14 protein-coding genes, 1 pseudogene and 1 other annotated feature are annotated in these 15,937 nt (G+C 34.3%); all 15 genes and pseudogenes read left to right on the top strand.

Features of this window, described 5'->3' with window-relative positions; translation table 11 throughout:
- A pseudogene (gene tuf, locus WY13_RS20595) lies at positions 1-152 on the top strand (elongation factor Tu); the annotation flags it as partial.
- 185 nt (positions 153-337) lie between these two features.
- Complete coding sequence (rpmG, locus tag WY13_RS12295) at positions 338-487, top strand: 50S ribosomal protein L33 (RefSeq protein WP_013240706.1); 150 nt, start codon at positions 338-340, stop codon at positions 485-487.
- Positions 488-530: 43 nt separating this feature from the next.
- Entirely contained in the window at positions 531-761 is a 231-nt protein-coding gene (gene secE / locus WY13_RS12290) for a preprotein translocase subunit SecE (protein WP_156499030.1), read from the top strand.
- Positions 762-802: 41 nt separating this feature from the next.
- Complete coding sequence (nusG, locus tag WY13_RS12285) at positions 803-1,324, top strand: transcription termination/antitermination protein NusG (RefSeq protein WP_063555939.1); 522 nt, start codon at positions 803-805, stop codon at positions 1,322-1,324.
- A gap of 70 nt (positions 1,325-1,394) precedes the next feature.
- Positions 1,395-1,820 carry a 50S ribosomal protein L11 gene (rplK, locus tag WY13_RS12280; protein ID WP_013240703.1) on the top strand — a complete coding sequence of 142 codons (426 nt, stop codon included), beginning with the start codon at positions 1,395-1,397 and terminating at the stop codon, positions 1,818-1,820.
- A gap of 56 nt (positions 1,821-1,876) precedes the next feature.
- Complete coding sequence (gene rplA, locus WY13_RS12275) at positions 1,877-2,566, top strand: 50S ribosomal protein L1 (RefSeq protein WP_063555938.1); 690 nt, start codon at positions 1,877-1,879, stop codon at positions 2,564-2,566.
- A 24-nt stretch (positions 2,567-2,590) separates the two neighbouring features.
- Positions 2,591-2,719: a sequence feature (ribosomal protein L10 leader region), on the top strand.
- Between the two features lie 47 nt (positions 2,720-2,766).
- Positions 2,767-3,270, top strand: coding sequence for a 50S ribosomal protein L10 (gene rplJ, locus WY13_RS12270; RefSeq protein WP_082848491.1), 504 nt, complete (start codon positions 2,767-2,769; stop codon positions 3,268-3,270).
- Positions 3,271-3,305: 35 nt separating this feature from the next.
- Positions 3,306-3,677, top strand: a complete 372-nt coding sequence (gene rplL / locus WY13_RS12265; RefSeq protein ID WP_013240700.1) for a 50S ribosomal protein L7/L12 — start codon at positions 3,306-3,308, stop codon at positions 3,675-3,677.
- A gap of 308 nt (positions 3,678-3,985) precedes the next feature.
- Complete coding sequence (gene rpoB / locus WY13_RS12260; RefSeq protein ID WP_063555937.1) at positions 3,986-7,714, top strand: DNA-directed RNA polymerase subunit beta; 3,729 nt, start codon at positions 3,986-3,988, stop codon at positions 7,712-7,714.
- 17 nt (positions 7,715-7,731) lie between these two features.
- Positions 7,732-11,268 carry a DNA-directed RNA polymerase subunit beta' gene (rpoC, locus tag WY13_RS12255; protein ID WP_063555936.1) on the top strand — a complete coding sequence of 1,179 codons (3,537 nt, stop codon included), beginning with the start codon at positions 7,732-7,734 and terminating at the stop codon, positions 11,266-11,268.
- 113 nt (positions 11,269-11,381) lie between these two features.
- A complete protein-coding gene (locus WY13_RS12250) occupies positions 11,382-11,624 on the top strand; it encodes a ribosomal L7Ae/L30e/S12e/Gadd45 family protein (protein ID WP_063555935.1) in 243 nt (80 codons plus the stop codon).
- An 80-nt stretch (positions 11,625-11,704) separates the two neighbouring features.
- Positions 11,705-12,082, top strand: a complete 378-nt coding sequence (gene rpsL / locus WY13_RS12245) for a 30S ribosomal protein S12 (protein WP_013240696.1) — start codon at positions 11,705-11,707, stop codon at positions 12,080-12,082.
- A 156-nt stretch (positions 12,083-12,238) separates the two neighbouring features.
- A complete protein-coding gene (gene rpsG, locus WY13_RS12240) occupies positions 12,239-12,709 on the top strand; it encodes a 30S ribosomal protein S7 (protein ID WP_063555934.1) in 471 nt (156 codons plus the stop codon).
- Between the two features lie 78 nt (positions 12,710-12,787).
- The gene (gene fusA, locus WY13_RS12235; protein ID WP_063555933.1) at positions 12,788-14,857 is read left to right on the top strand and encodes an elongation factor G; all 2,070 of its coding nucleotides are present in this window, start codon (positions 12,788-12,790) and stop codon (positions 14,855-14,857) included.
- A gap of 39 nt (positions 14,858-14,896) precedes the next feature.
- Positions 14,897-15,937: elongation factor Tu (gene tuf / locus WY13_RS12230; protein ID WP_063555932.1), on the top strand; the 1,041-nt coding region annotated here is incomplete at its 3' end.

The following is a 15,937-nucleotide window of genomic DNA, read 5'->3' as shown; positions in this document are numbered from 1 at the left end:
CAGAAGGAGTAGAAATGGTAATGCCAGGAGATCATATAGATATGAACGTAGAACTTATAACACCAGTAGCAATGCATGAAGGACTAAGATTTGCAATAAGAGAAGGCGGAAGAACAGTTGGTTCAGGTGTTGTTACTACAATAACTGAGTAATATTTTAGGGACTGGTTTTCTAAATCCAGTCCCTTTGAAAGTAAAAAATTAGGTAGTATCTGTTTATATTTTTAAGCCATTGACATAAAAACTAAGTTGTGATAATTTAGTTAAGTAATGCATGATTTTCAAAATAAATTTCTAATTGATTATGTTTGTGAGCTATATTAGGAGGTTAGAGAGTAATGAGAGTAAAAGTGATACTAGCGTGTACAGATTGTAAACAAAGAAATTACAATACAATGAAAAACAAGAAAAATGATCCAGATAGATTAGAAATGAAAAAGTATTGTCCTTTTTGTCATAAACACACAGTTCATAAAGAAACTAGATAATATTGTAGAGGCACATATTAAATTGTTTTGAGGATGTGAGCAAATGGGTGCAAACGGTGATATGAAAAAAGTTGATAAGCAGACAGCACTTGAAGGTGGGTTCTTTAATTTTTTTAAAGGACTAGTATCAGAATTCAAACGGATAACTTGGGCCTCTAAAGAACATACAAAAAAAGCTACAATTGCCGTTGTTATATTTTGTGCTATTTATGTGGTGATTGTTGGAGTTATAGATTTTGGATTTAATTCTTTAGCTAAGATTATTATGAAATAAAAAGGAGGTAGGGACTAGTAAATAGTTTTGTCCCTAGAGTTATGTCAGATAAAGCTAAGTGGTATGTAGTTCATACATATTCTGGTTATGAAAATAAAGTTAAAGTTAATCTTGAAAAAACCATAGAAAATAGGAATCTTTATGATTGGATAGATGATGTTCAGGTTCCAATGGAAGAGCAAGTTGAGATTAAAGATGGAAAAAAGAAAATAACCTTAAAAAAAGTATTTCCAGGATATGTTTTAATACACATGATAATGACTGATGATTCTTGGTATATAGTTAGAAATACTAGAGGAGTTACAGGCTTTGTTGGACCTGGTTCTAAACCTGTTCCACTTACTGATGAAGAAGTAAAGGATATGGGAATTAGCGAAAAACCAATAAATGTAGATATATCAGTAGGAGAAAATGTAAAGGTGAAATCGGGACCGTTAGAGAACTTCTTAGCTGTTATCCAGGAAATAAATACTGAGAAAAGAAAAATTAAAGCTTTAGTTAACATGTTTGGCAGGGAAACTCCTGTTGAACTTGATTTTAATCAAATAGAAAAAATAGAATAATGCATAAAGCAAAAGTTTATAGTAAGTGGGAGATGTATTTATACATAACCACATATAGGAGGTGTATATTATGGCTAAAAAAGTAGTAGGAATGATAAAACTTCAACTTCCTGCAGGAAAAGCAAGCCCAGCACCACCAGTTGGACCAGCACTTGGACAGCATGGTGTAAATATTATGGGTTTTTGTAAGGAATTCAATGCTAAGACTGCTAAACAGGCAGGATTTATAATTCCAGTAGTAATTACTGTATATCAGGACAGATCTTTTAGTTTTATACTAAAGACTCCTCCAGCAGCAGTATTACTAAAGAAAGCAGCAGGAATAGAAAGTGGATCTGGTGTACCAAATAAAACTAAAGTTGCTAAAGTAACTAAAGAGCAAGTAAGACAGATTGCTGAAACAAAAATGCCAGATTTAAATGCTGCATCAGTTGAAACTGCTATGAAGATGATAGCAGGAACTGCAAGAAGTATGGGAATAACTGTAGAAGACTAGTTAACCAAAATAAGTGGGAGGTATAAACCGTTAAAACCACAAGGGAGGATTTGGACATGGGAAAAAAGTATGTAGAAAGTGCTAAGCTTATTGATAAAGGTACATTATATGAACCATCAGAAGCTATAGAACTTGTCTTAAAAACATCAAAAGCAAAGTTTGATGAAACAATAGAATTAGCATTAAAACTTGGAGTAGACCCAAGACATGCAGATCAACAAGTTAGAGGAGCTGTAGTTCTTCCTCGTGGAACTGGAAAAAAAGTTAAAGTACTTGTATTTGCAAAAGGCGCTAAAGTTAAAGAAGCTCAGGAAGCAGGAGCAGATTATGTAGGCGCACAAGAATATGTTGATAAGATTCAAAAAGAAAATTGGTTCGATTTTGATGTTGTTGTAGCAACTCCAGATATGATGGGAGTTGTAGGAAAATTAGGAAGAGTGCTTGGACCTAAGGGATTAATGCCAAACCCTAAATCTGGTACTGTTACTTTTGATGTTGCAAAGGCAATAGAGGAGATTAAGGCTGGTAAAGTTGAATATAGAGTAGATAAAACTAGTATAGTTCATGTTCCAATAGGAAAGAAATCTTTTGAATCACAAAAATTATTAGATAACTTTCATACATTAATGGAGGCTATAGTAAAAGCAAAACCATCAGCATCTAAAGGTCAATATTTGAAGTCTGTAGTAATATCAAGTACTATGGGACCAGGAATAAAGATAAATTCAACAAAAGTTTTAGATTAAATTAACTTGTATGTAATGCAAAAAATTAAATATGTAAATATTCCGTAGACAATAGGTGCGATAGCATAACGGTGTAACCAACCTATCAAGGATTCCAATAGAAAGTATAGTTGGTCTCTCTCTGTGTCTATGGAGAGACTTTTTAATTTATATGTGTTTATTATGTATTGTAGTTTAGACTGCAAGGAGGTGGATACACAGTGAAAAAGAATTATAGAGAAGAAAAAGAAGCTAGAGTTCAAGAAATTAAGGAAAAAATGGAAAAAGCTCAAGGCGTAATATTAGCTAAATATCAGGGCTTAACTGTAGAAGAGGATACTAAACTTAGAAAAGAATTAAGAGATGCAGGTGTAGAATATAAAGTTTATAAAAATACATTAGCTTTAAGAGCTGCTAAAGAATTGGGATTTGACCAATTAGAAGATTACTTTGTAGGTCCAATATCTATAGCATTTGGATATGAAGATCCAACTGCACCAGCAAGAATTCTTAATGATTTTTCAAAAGATCATAAGGTTTTAGAACTAAGGGCAGGAGTTGTTCAAGGCGAAATCTTTGATGAAAATAAAGTTAAAGAACTTGCTACAGTGCCACCGAAAGAAGTACTTATTGCAAAATTACTTGGAAGCTTCAAAGCTCCATTATCAAATTTTGTATATGCATTAAATGCAATTGAAGAAAAACAAAAATCAGAAGAAGCTTAATAATTTAAAGAGAGAAATTTTGGAGGTGTTCATTAATGAGTAAAGAAGAAATCATTCAAGCAATAAAAGAGATGAGTGTTTTAGAATTAAATGAATTAGTAAAAGCATGTGAAGAAGAATTTGGAGTAAGTGCAGCAGCACCAGTAGCAGTAGCAGGAGCTGCAGGAGCAGGGGCTGCAGCTGGAGCAGAAGAAAAAACTGAATTTGACGTAGTACTTAAAGCTGCAGGTGGAGAAAAGATAAAAGTTATAAAAGCTGTTAGAGAAGCAACAGGATTAGGATTGAAAGAAGCTAAAGCTTTAGTAGATGGAGCTCCTAAGACTTTAAAAGAAGCTGTAAGCAAAGAAGATGCCGAAGCTATGAAAGCTAAATTTGAAGAAATTGGTGCTGAAATAGAATTAAAGTAATAAATTAATATAAGGCTTATAAAAGGGGCACTTTAATTTAAAGTGCCCCTTTTATAGTTTTTTATTATAAATTTACAAATTTTATTGTTGACAATTTTTTGATATTATGATAACATAATAAATTGCATTGATTAGTTATGCAGAAAACGTAAATACTTTATTATTTAACACAAATTGAATTAATTATAAAAAAATAGGTTATACTATTACAATGGCAATTAATAAATCCATAAACATCCATATAGTACATATATATACATCATGAATGTTTTTGGTTATTTTTAGTTTATGCAAGGGGTGAAAAATCAATGGTACATCCTGTCCAGGTTGGTAAAAGAACAAGAATGAGCTTTTCCAGACTTAAAGAAATAGGCCATATGCCTAATTTAATTGAGGTTCAGCTAGATTCCTACAATTGGTTTTTGAAAGAAGGATTACAAGAGGTATTTGATGATATTAATCCTATTCAAGATTATACTGCTAACCTTAATTTGGAATTTGTAGGATATAAGTTAGATATGGATAATATCAAATATTCTGTAGAAGAATGTAAAGAAAGAGATGCAACTTACGCAGCACCTTTAAAAGTAAAGGTAAGGCTAATTAACAAAGAAACTGGTGAAGTTAAAGAGCAAGAAGTTTTTATGGGAGATTTCCCTCTTATGACGGAGCAAGGAACTTTTATAATTAATGGCGCAGAGAGAGTTATAGTTAGCCAACTTGTAAGATCACCAGGTGTATATTATGATCTTTCAGTTGATAAAACAGGGAAAAATCTTTTTTCTTCAACTGTAATACCTAATAGAGGAGCTTGGCTAGAATATGAAACTGACTCTAACAATGTAATATACGTTAGAATAGATAAAACTAGAAAGTTACCTATAACTATTCTTATTAGAGCCATGGGTTATGGTACAGACGCAGAAATTACTAATTTCTTTGGAGAGGATGAAAGGCTAAAGGCCACAATTGAAAAAGATAATACAAAGACTCATGAAGAGGCTTTGCTTGAAATATATAAAAGGTTACGACCGGGAGAACCTCCTACAGTGGATAGTGCCCAATCACTAATTGAATCTTTATTTTTTGATGCGAAAAGATATGATCTTTCAAGAGTTGGAAGATACAAATTCAATAAGAAGTTGTCATTACACCTAAGAATTGCTAATCAGATAGCAGCACAGGATGTAGTTAATCCAGATACAGGAGAAATTCTTATTCAAAAAGGTGAAAAGATAGATAGAGAAAAGGCAGTAGAAATCCAACAGTGTGGAATAAATGTAGTAGATATCCAAATTGAAGATATAGTTTTAAGAGTTATAGGTAATAACTTTGTAGACATACGTAGTTTTATTGACTTTGATATAGATGATTTAAATATAAAGGAAAGTGTCCATTATCCTACTTTAAAGAAAATTTTAGATAATTATAGTGATGAGGAAAGTATTAAGGAACAAATAAGAAAGAATATCCATGAATTAATTCCAAAACATATAGTTAGGGATGATATGTATGCTACCATTAGCTATGAATTGGGATTAGCATATGGAGTAGGCCATACTGATGACATAGACCATCTTGGAAATAGAAGACTTAGATCTGTTGGTGAATTACTTCAAAATCAATTTAGAATAGGTCTCTCAAGAATGGAGAGAGTGGTTAAGGAAAGAATGACCATACAGGATCAGGAAGTTATAACGCCTCAAGCTCTTATAAATATAAGACCTGTGGCTGCGTCTATAAAAGAATTTTTTGGAAGTTCCCAACTTTCTCAATTCATGGATCAAACTAATCCATTGTCAGAGCTTACCCATAAGAGAAGACTATCTGCTTTAGGACCAGGCGGACTTTCAAGAGAAAGAGCTGGATTTGAAGTCAGGGATGTTCATCACTCACATTATGGAAGAATGTGTCCAATAGAGACACCAGAAGGCCCTAACATAGGACTTATTAACTCTCTAGCTACATATGCAAGAGTTAATCAATATGGCTTTATAGAAACACCTTATAGAAAAGTAGATAAGGAAAATAAGAGAGTTACAAATGAAATTGTATATATGACAGCAGATGAGGAAGATGAATATTTAATAGGTAGGGCAAACGAACCTCTTGATGAAAATGGTAATTTTATAGATAATAAAATTACGGTTAGAGATAAAGAAGATGTTATTGTAGTACCTGGCCAAGACGTTGATTATATGGATGTGTCTTCAAGGCAATTAGTTTCTGTAGCTACAGCTATGATACCCTTCCTTGAAAATGATGATGCCAGCCGTGCACTTATGGGATCAAATATGCAAAGACAGGCAGTTCCACTTTTAAAACCACAGGCACCTATTGTAGGAACAGGTATTGAATACAAGGCTGCAGTAGATTCAGGAGTACTTCCTAAGGCTAGAAATGCAGGTGTTGTTTCTTATGTATGTGCTAACGAAGTAAGGGTTAAGAGAGACTCAGATGGAGGTACAGATATTTATAGACTTCTTAAGTTCCAGAGATCTAACCAGTGCACATGCATTAATCAAAGACCTATAGTTGAAAAAGGGGAAGTAGTTAAAAAGGGAACAGTTTTAGCAGATGGACCTTCTACAGATCTTGGAGAAATAGCACTTGGGAAAAATATTAGAATGGGATTTACAACTTGGGAAGGATATAATTATGAAGACGCAATGCTTATATCGGAAGAGTTAGTAAAAAAAGATGTATTTACATCAATACATCTAGAGGAATACGAATCTGAGGCTAGAGATACAAAATTAGGACCAGAAGAAATTACAAGAGATATACCGAATGTAGGAGAAGATGCATTAAAGGACATAGATGAAAGAGGAATTATAAGAATAGGTGCAGAAGTTAGGGCAGGAGATATACTGGTAGGTAAAGTAACACCTAAAGGAGAAACTGAACTTACAGCAGAAGAAAGACTTTTGAGAGCAATATTTGGCGAAAAGGCCAGAGAAGTTAGGGATACGTCCCTTAGAGTACCACATGGTGAAGCAGGCATAATTGTAGACGTAAAAGTATTTACAAGAGAAAATGGAGATGAGCTTTCACCAGGAGTTAACAAATTAGTTAGATGTTATATAGCTCAAAAGAGAAAGATATCTGTAGGAGATAAAATGGCAGGAAGACACGGAAATAAAGGTGTTATTTCTAGAGTACTACCAGAAGAAGATATGCCTTTCTTACCAGATGGAAGACCTCTTCAGATATGCTTAAATCCACTTGGAGTACCTTCACGTATGAATATAGGTCAGGTATTAGAAGTTCATTTAGGATGGGCTGCTAGTAAACTAGGATGGCATGTAGCAACTCCAGTATTTGATGGAGCTACAGAAGAAGATATATTGGAATGCTTGAAAAAAGCAGGATATAGAGAAGACGGAAAAACAATACTATATGATGGTAGAACAGGAGAAGAATTCAACAGGCCTGTAACCGTGGGATATATGTATATCTTAAAATTAGCACATTTGGTTGATGATAAGATCCATGCAAGATCTACAGGACCATATTCGTTAGTAACTCAACAGCCATTGGGTGGAAAAGCTCAATTTGGTGGCCAAAGATTTGGTGAAATGGAAGTTTGGGCATTAGAGGCATATGGAGCAGCTCATACACTTCAGGAAATATTGACAGTTAAGTCAGACGATGTAGTTGGAAGAGTCAAAACTTATGAAGCTATTGTAAAAGGTGAAAATATACCGGAACCGGGCATTCCAGAATCATTTAAGGTTCTGATAAAGGAACTTCAAGCTTTATGCTTGGATGTAAAAGTATTAAATGATAATAAAGAGGAAATTAAGCTTAAAGAGTCTGTGGACGAAGAGATGGAAAAACTAGATGTAAATATTGAAGGAAAAGAAGATTCTACTGATTCGCCTCAAGAGCAAAATAATGGCTATAATGGCGAACAAGAAGAAAATAGCGATACTGAAAATGACAGCGATGAGGATCTTGATTTAGACTATGAAGATCTTACTTTAGATGATTTGCAGAGTGATTTGGAAATAGATGATTTTAATGATGAACATTAGGAAGGGAGGATGTACCCTTGTTTGAATTAAATAATTTTGATGCACTTCAAATAGGTTTAGCTTCACCAGAAAAAATAAGAGAATGGTCAAGAGGTGAAGTAAAGAAGCCAGAAACAATAAATTATAGAACGTTAAAACCAGAAAGAGATGGACTGTTCTGTGAAAGAATTTTTGGACCAACTAAAGATTGGGAATGTCACTGTGGTAAGTACAAGAGGATAAGATACAAAGGTATAGTTTGTGATAGGTGCGGTGTTGAGGTAACTAAGGCAAAGGTTAGAAGAGAGAGAATGGGACATATTGAGCTTGCAGCACCTGTATCCCATATATGGTACTTTAAAGGAATACCATCCCGTATGGGACTGATTTTGGATATGTCACCTAGAGCTCTTGAAAAAGTACTGTATTTTGCATCTTACGTTGTTTTAGACCCAAAAGAAACTCAACTGTTAAAGAAGCAACTTTTAACTGAAAAAGAATATAGAGAAGCTGCAGACAAATATGGTGAGCAAAACTTTGTAGCAGGTATGGGTGCTGAATCTGTTAAGAAACTATTAGAAGAAATAGACTTAGACCAGTTATCTGTGACTCTAAAAGAAGATTTGAAAAGCAGTACAGGGCAAAAAAAGGTAAGGATAATTAGAAGATTGGAAGTAGTTGAATCTTTTAGAAAATCTGGTAATAAACCTGATTGGATGATTATAGATGTAATACCTGTAATCCCACCTGATTTGAGGCCTATGGTTCAATTAGATGGAGGAAGATTTGCTACATCAGATTTAAATGATCTTTATAGAAGAGTAATAAATAGAAATAATAGGCTTAAAAAATTATTAGATTTAGGTGCGCCAGATATAATAGTTAGAAATGAAAAGAGGATGCTTCAGGAAGCTGTAGATGCCCTTATAGATAATGGTAGACGTGGAAGAGCAGTAACGGGACCTGGAAATAGACCTTTAAAATCATTATCTGATATGCTAAAAGGTAAACAAGGTAGATTCAGACAAAATTTGCTGGGTAAGCGTGTAGATTACTCTGGGCGTTCTGTTATAGTAGTTGGACCTGAACTTAGAATGTATCAATGTGGTCTACCTAAAGAAATGGCACTTGAATTATTTAAGCCATTTGTGATGAAGAAATTAGTAGAAAGTGGTCTGGCACATAATATTAAAAGTGCAAAGAGAATGGTAGAAAGAGTACAGCCTCAAGTATGGGATGTATTAGAAGAAGTAATATCAGACCATCCAGTAATTTTGAATCGTGCTCCAACTCTCCACAGATTAGGAATTCAGGCATTTCAGCCAGTACTTGTAGAGGGTAGAGCTATAAAACTTCATCCATTAGCTTGTACTGCATATAATGCAGACTTTGATGGAGATCAAATGGCAGTACATGTTCCTCTATCTGTTGAAGCTCAATCAGAGGCTAGATTTTTAATGCTTGCTGCACATAATATATTAAAACCTTCAGATGGAAAGCCAGTAGTTGTGCCTACACAGGATATGGTACTTGGTTCATACTATTTAACTATAGAAAAAGATGGAGCTAAAGGAGAAGGTAGAATTTTTTCTTCGCCAGATGAAGTAATAATGGCATATCAGTTAAAGCAGGTTGATATTAATGCCAAAATAAAAGTTAGACTTACTAAGGTTAAGGACGGAAAAACTATAAGTGGTATAATTGATGCCACTCCAGGTAAAATAATATTTAATGAATCCATACCTCAAGATTTGGGATTTGTAGATAGAAGTAAACCTGAGAACGAGTTTAAACTTGAAATTGATTTTCTTGTAGCTAAGAAAAACTTAGGCAAGATAATAAATAAATGTTATATGAAGCATGGTGCTACTAAAACTTCCATAATGCTTGATAAAATAAAAGCTAGAGGATATCATTATTCTACTATAAGTGGTATAACAGTTTCCACTTCAGATATGGTAGTTCCAGAAGCTAAAAAAAGGCTCTTAGGTGAAGCAGATGCAGCAGTAGATAAAATAGAAAAAATGTATAGAAGAGGATTTATATCAGAGGAAGAAAGATATCAAAGGGTTATTGAGAAATGGACTAAAACTACAGAAGATGTTGCGGATGCACTTATGGATAATCTAGATAAATTCAATCCAATATTTATGATGGCGGATTCAGGAGCTAGAGGATCTAAAAGTCAGATCAAGCAGCTTGCAGGTATGAGAGGACTTATGGCAAATCCTTCAGGAAAGATAATAGAACTTCCTATAAGAGCATCTTTTAGAGAAGGTTTGGATGTACTAGAATACTTCATATCAACTCATGGAGCTAGAAAAGGTAATGCAGATACTGCATTAAAGACCGCTGACTCTGGTTATCTTACAAGAAGGCTTGTAGATGTAAGCCAGGATGTTATAGTGAGGCAAGAAGATTGTGGAACTCACGAAGGATATGACGTTTCTGAAATAAAAGAGGGAAATGAAGTTATAGAAAGTTTGGCAGAAAGACTTACTGGTAGGTATTCTGCTGAAGATATTAAAGATCCTAAAACTGGAGAAATAATAACACCAAAAGACGTTTATATGGATCCAAAAACAGCTGAGAAAATAGAGGCGTCTGGAATTAAAAAAGTAAAAATTAGGTCTGTATTTACTTGTAAGTCAAAACATGGAGTATGTGCAAAGTGCTATGGTATGAATATGGCTACTGCAAAGAAAATTGATATAGGAGAAGCCGTAGGTATAATAGCAGCTCAAAGTATAGGAGAGCCAGGTACACAGCTCACTATGAGAACTTTCCATACTGGAGGAGTTGCAGGATCTGATATAACTCAAGGTCTTCCTAGAGTTGAAGAATTATTTGAAGCTAGAAAACCGAAGGGGCTTGCTATAGTAAGTGAGGTTTCAGGTACTGTAAAAATGGAAGAAACCAAAAAGAAGAGAAGTGTTTCCATAGTTATGGATACTGGAGAAGAAGTAAGCTATGATATACCGTTTGGTTCAAGACTTAAAGTATCTAATGGAGATGTAATAAGTGCTGGAGATGAAATAACAGAAGGTTCCGTAAATCCACATGATATTTTGAGAATAAAAGGTGTTCAGGGAGCTAAAAATTATCTTTTGTCTGAAGTTCAAAAAGTTTACAGACTTCAAGGTGTTGATATAAATGATAAGCATCTAGAAGTAGTAATAAGACAGATGACAAGAAAGATTAAAATAGAGGAATCGGGAGATACAGAATTGCTTCCAGGAACTATGATTGATATGTTTGACTTTGAAGAGGCTAATGAAAAAGTGGAGGCTAATGGTGGAGAACCAGCTAAAGGCAGGGTAGCTTTACTTGGTATAACTAAAGCAGCACTTGCAACTGAATCTTTCCTTTCTGCAGCGTCGTTCCAGGAAACTACAAGAGTTCTTACAGATGCAGCTATAAAGGGTAAAATAGATCCATTACTAGGATTGAAGGAAAATGTAATTATAGGTAAACTTATACCAGCAGGAACAGGTATGACCAGGTATAGGTCTGTAAGGATTAATACAGAAGATAAATCTGATGAAAAACAGGTAAGTGATGAGGCAGAAGTGTAGCATATAATTTATTGACATAGCAATATTAAAATGATAAAATACATCTGTATGTTTTTTCAAGAACAAAGTATCATGTACTTTATTTATATAGCATTGAAGGAGGGAATAAAATAATGGTTAACAGACTAAAAGGAAACAAGGTTGTCGGTTTAAAGCAAACAGTTAAAGCAATAAAGAATAGCACTGCAAAAACTGTTTATATAGCTAAAGATGCTGACGATAAGTTAATACAGTCAGTAAAAGTGTTAATTGATGATAATTCCCCGGAGTTGATTTATATAGATACTATGAAAGAATTGGGAAAACTATGTGGTATAGATGTAGGAGCTGCTACAGCTGCTGTATTAAAAGATTAAATGTACAGTATACTAAATAAGCTTTCAAGAATAATTAATATAAATTGTAAGATATTTTAATTAAAAGAGGAGGTGTAGATATGCCAACAATAAGCCAATTAGTAAGAAAAGGCAGAAAGACAATAAGCACAAAATCAACAGCACCAGCACTAAAAGAATGTCCACAAAAAAGAGGAGTTTGTACAGTAGTAAAAACTACTACTCCTAAAAAGCCAAACTCAGCACTTAGAAAAATTGCCAGAGTTAGGTTGACAAATGGATATGAAGTAAGTGCATATATCCCAGGTATAGGACATAACTTACAAGAGCACAGCGTTGTTCTAATAAGAGGAGGAAGAGTTAAAGATCTTCCAGGTGTCAGATATCATATTGTAAGAGGAGCACTGGATTCAGCTGGGGTTGCCGACAGATTACAGTCAAGATCAAAATATGGCGCAAAAAAGCCAAAACAAAAGTAATTGATTAATTAAGTTGAGTATTAGTGCTATGTCTTCAGCGTTTATATATATTTACAGTACTTTATCATATTTTGCAGGAGTACAAAGCACTTTGCGGCTTTATTTAAAGCCGAGTACCGATGAACTTAAATTTTAATTGTTAAGGAGGGAAGAAAAGTGGCAAGAAAAGGACATATAGGAAAAAGAGATGTATTACCAGATCCAGTATATAATAGTAAGGTAGTTACAAAATTAGTAAACAGTATAATGGAAGATGGTAAAAAGGGAGTAGCTCAAAAAATATGCTACGGAGCTTTTGATATAATTCATGAAAAAACTAATAAAGAGCCAATGGAAGTATTTGAAGAGGCAATGAACAATATAATGCCTTTACTAGAGGTAAAAGCAAGAAGAATTGGTGGTGCAACATACCAGGTTCCAATAGAAGTTAGACCAGAAAGAAGACAGACTTTAGGAATCAGATGGCTTCTTATTGCATCAAGAAAAAGAAATGAAAAATATATGAGAGAAAGACTTGCTTCAGAATTAATGGATGCAGCAAATAATACAGGTGCAGCTGTTAAGAAGAGAGAAGATACTCATAAAATGGCTGAAGCTAATAAGGCTTTTGCACATTATAGATATTAATATTAAAAACTGTTTTGGTATTTTTACTAAAGCAGTTTTGTCAAATCCTAAATTTACACTTGCGAGGAGGAAATTTAAGTGGAAAGAGAATATCCGCTAGAGAAGTTCCGTAATATAGGAATAATGGCACATATTGATGCCGGAAAAACTACTACTACGGAGCGTATACTCTTCTATACGGGAATAACCCATAAAATAGGAGAAGTACATGATGGTGAAGCTACAATGGATTGGATGGCTCAAGAGCAAGAAAGAGGAATAACTATAACCTCTGCGGCTACTTTTTGTAAATGGAAAGGCCATGCAATAAATATAATAGACACACCAGGACACGTAGATTTTACAGTAGAAGTTGAAAGATCACTTAGAGTTCTTGATGGAGCTGTTACTGTTTTAGATGCCAAAAGTGGTGTTGAGCCACAAACAGAAACTGTATGGAGGCAGGCAGATAATTACGGTGTCCCAAGAATGGTTTATGTAAATAAAATGGACTCAGTAGGAGCAGATTTTTACATGTGTATAAATACTTTGAGAGAAAGATTACACTGTAATGCAGTTCCTATTCAAATTCCAATTGGAACAGAAGATAAATTTAAAGGTATAGTAGATCTTATTAAAAATGAAGCTATAATATATGAAGATGATCTTGGAACTGTTATGGATGAAGTTAAAATACCTGACGAGTTAGCAGACAAGGCAGAAGAGTATAGAACAGCTTTAATTGAAGCAGTAGCCGATGTAGATGAAGATTTAATGATGAAATATTTAGATGGAGCAGAAATAACACAAGAAGAAATAGTAGCTGCTATGAGAAAAGGTGTTATTGAAAATAAAATAGTTCCAGTTTTATGTGGATCTTCTTATAAGAACAAAGGTGTTCAGCCAATGATAGATGCTGTAGTTGATTTTATGCCATCACCTCTTGATGTACCACCTGTAAAAGGTACTGATCCTGATACTAAAGAGGAAATGGAAAGAGTAGCTGATGATAATGCACCATTAACTGCACTGGCATTTAAAATTGCTACAGATCCTTTTATAGGAAAATTAGCATTTACAAGAGTTTACTCAGGAATTATGAAGAGTGGTACTTACGTATATAACTCAACAAAAGGGAAAAAAGAAAGAATTGCAAGACTTGTAAAGATGCATTCAAATCATAGACAGGAAGTTGACGAACTTCGTGCAGGTGATTTAGGTGCTATAGTAGGATTGAAAGATACTACTACAGGTAATACTCTTTGTGATGAAAACAGTCCTATAGTACTTGAAAGTATGGAATTCCCTGAACCAGTTATACGTGTAGCTATAGAGCCAAAGACAAAGGCTGGTCAGGAGAAAATGGGTATAGCTTTAGCTAAACTTGCTGAAGAAGATCCAACATTTAAAACTTATACAGATCAAGAGACAAGTCAAACAATTATAGCAGGTATGGGAGAACTTCACTTAGAGATAATTGTGGATAGACTTCAAAGAGAATTTAAAGTAGAATGTAATGTTGGTGAACCACAAGTTGCCTATAAAGAGACTATTAGAAAAACTGTTAAAGCACAAGGTAAATTTATTAGACAGTCTGGTGGACATGGACAATATGGTGATTGTTCCATAGAGATGTCACCTTCAGAAGAAGGATATACATTTGAAAACGCCATTGTAGGAGGAGCAATTCCTAAAGAATTTATTGGACCAGTTGATAATGGAATTCAAGAAGCTGCTCAAAATGGTGTAATTGCAGGATATGAAACTATAAACTTTAAAGTTAAGTTATATGATGGATCTTATCATGATGTAGATTCATCAGAAATGGCATTTAAAATAGCTGGATCTATGGCATTTAAGAATGCTATGAATAAAGCAGATCCAGTTTTACTTGAGCCAATGATGAAAGTTGAAGTTACAATACCAGAAGAATATATGGGAGATGTAATGGGAGACATAAATTCCAGAAGAGGAAGGATCGAAGGAATGGATCCAAGATCAGGAGCTGAAATTATAAGAGCTTTTGTTCCACTGTCTGAGATGTTTGGATATGCCACTACACTTAGATCTAGAACACAGGGTAGAGGAGTTTATTCAATGACATTTGACCATTATGAAGAAGTGCCAAAGAGTATTCAAGAGAAAATTGTAGGAGAGAGAAACAGCTAATTTTAGTTAATATATTAGTGTATTTGAGGAGGAAGAGTAATGTCAAAAGAAAAGTATGAAAGAACAAAACCACATGTAAACATAGGAACAATAGGACACGTAGATCACGGTAAGACAACATTAACAGCAGCAATAACAATGGTATTGTCAAAAGAGGGAAAAGCAGCAGCAACAAAATATGATGAAATAGATAAAGCACCAGAAGAAAAAGAAAGAGGAATAACAATAAATACAGCGCATGTAGAGTATGAGACAGATAAGAGACACTATGCTCACGTAGACTGTCCAGGACATGCAGATTATGTAAAGAACATGATAACAGGAGCAGCACAGATGGATGGAGCAATCCTAGTAGTAAGTGCAGCAGATGGTCCAATGCCACAGACAAGAGAACATATATTGTTAGCAAGCAGAGTAGGAGTACAGTATATAGTAGTATTCTTAAATAAGTCAGACCAGGTAGACGATCCAGAATTACTAGAATTAGTAGAGATGGAAGTAAGAGAGTTATTAAGTGAGTATGGATTCCCAGGAGACGATGTTCCAATAATAGTAGGAAGTGCATTAAAGGTATTAGAGAACCCAGATGATCCAGAAACAACAAAATGCATACATGAATTAATGGATGCAGTAGATGAGTATATACCAACACCAGAAAGACCAACAGATAAAGACTTCTTAATGCCAATAGAAGATGTATTCACAATAACAGGAAGAGGAACAGTAGCAACAGGAAGAGTAGAAAGTGGAGTATTAAAAATCGGAGACGAATTAGAAATAGTAGGATTAAAAGAAGAAAAGAAGAAGACAACATGTACAGGAGTAGAGATGTTTAGAAAACTTCTAGACCAGGCAATGGCAGGAGATAACATCGGAGTACTATTAAGAGGAATACAGAGAGAAGAAGTAGAAAGAGGTCAAGTACTAGCAAAACCAGGAACAGTACATCCTCATAAGAAATTTGTAGGTCAGGTATATGTACTTAAGAAAGAAGAAGGCGGAAGACATACACCATTCTTCAATGGATACAGACCACAATTTTACTTCAGAACAACAGATGTAACAGGATCAATCGCACTA

Source organism: Clostridium ljungdahlii (assembly GCF_001636845.1).
In the GTDB taxonomy this organism is placed as follows: Bacteria; Bacillota; Clostridia; order Clostridiales; family Clostridiaceae; genus Clostridium_B; species Clostridium_B ljungdahlii_A.
This window is presented reverse-complemented; position numbering and strand designations above follow the sequence as displayed.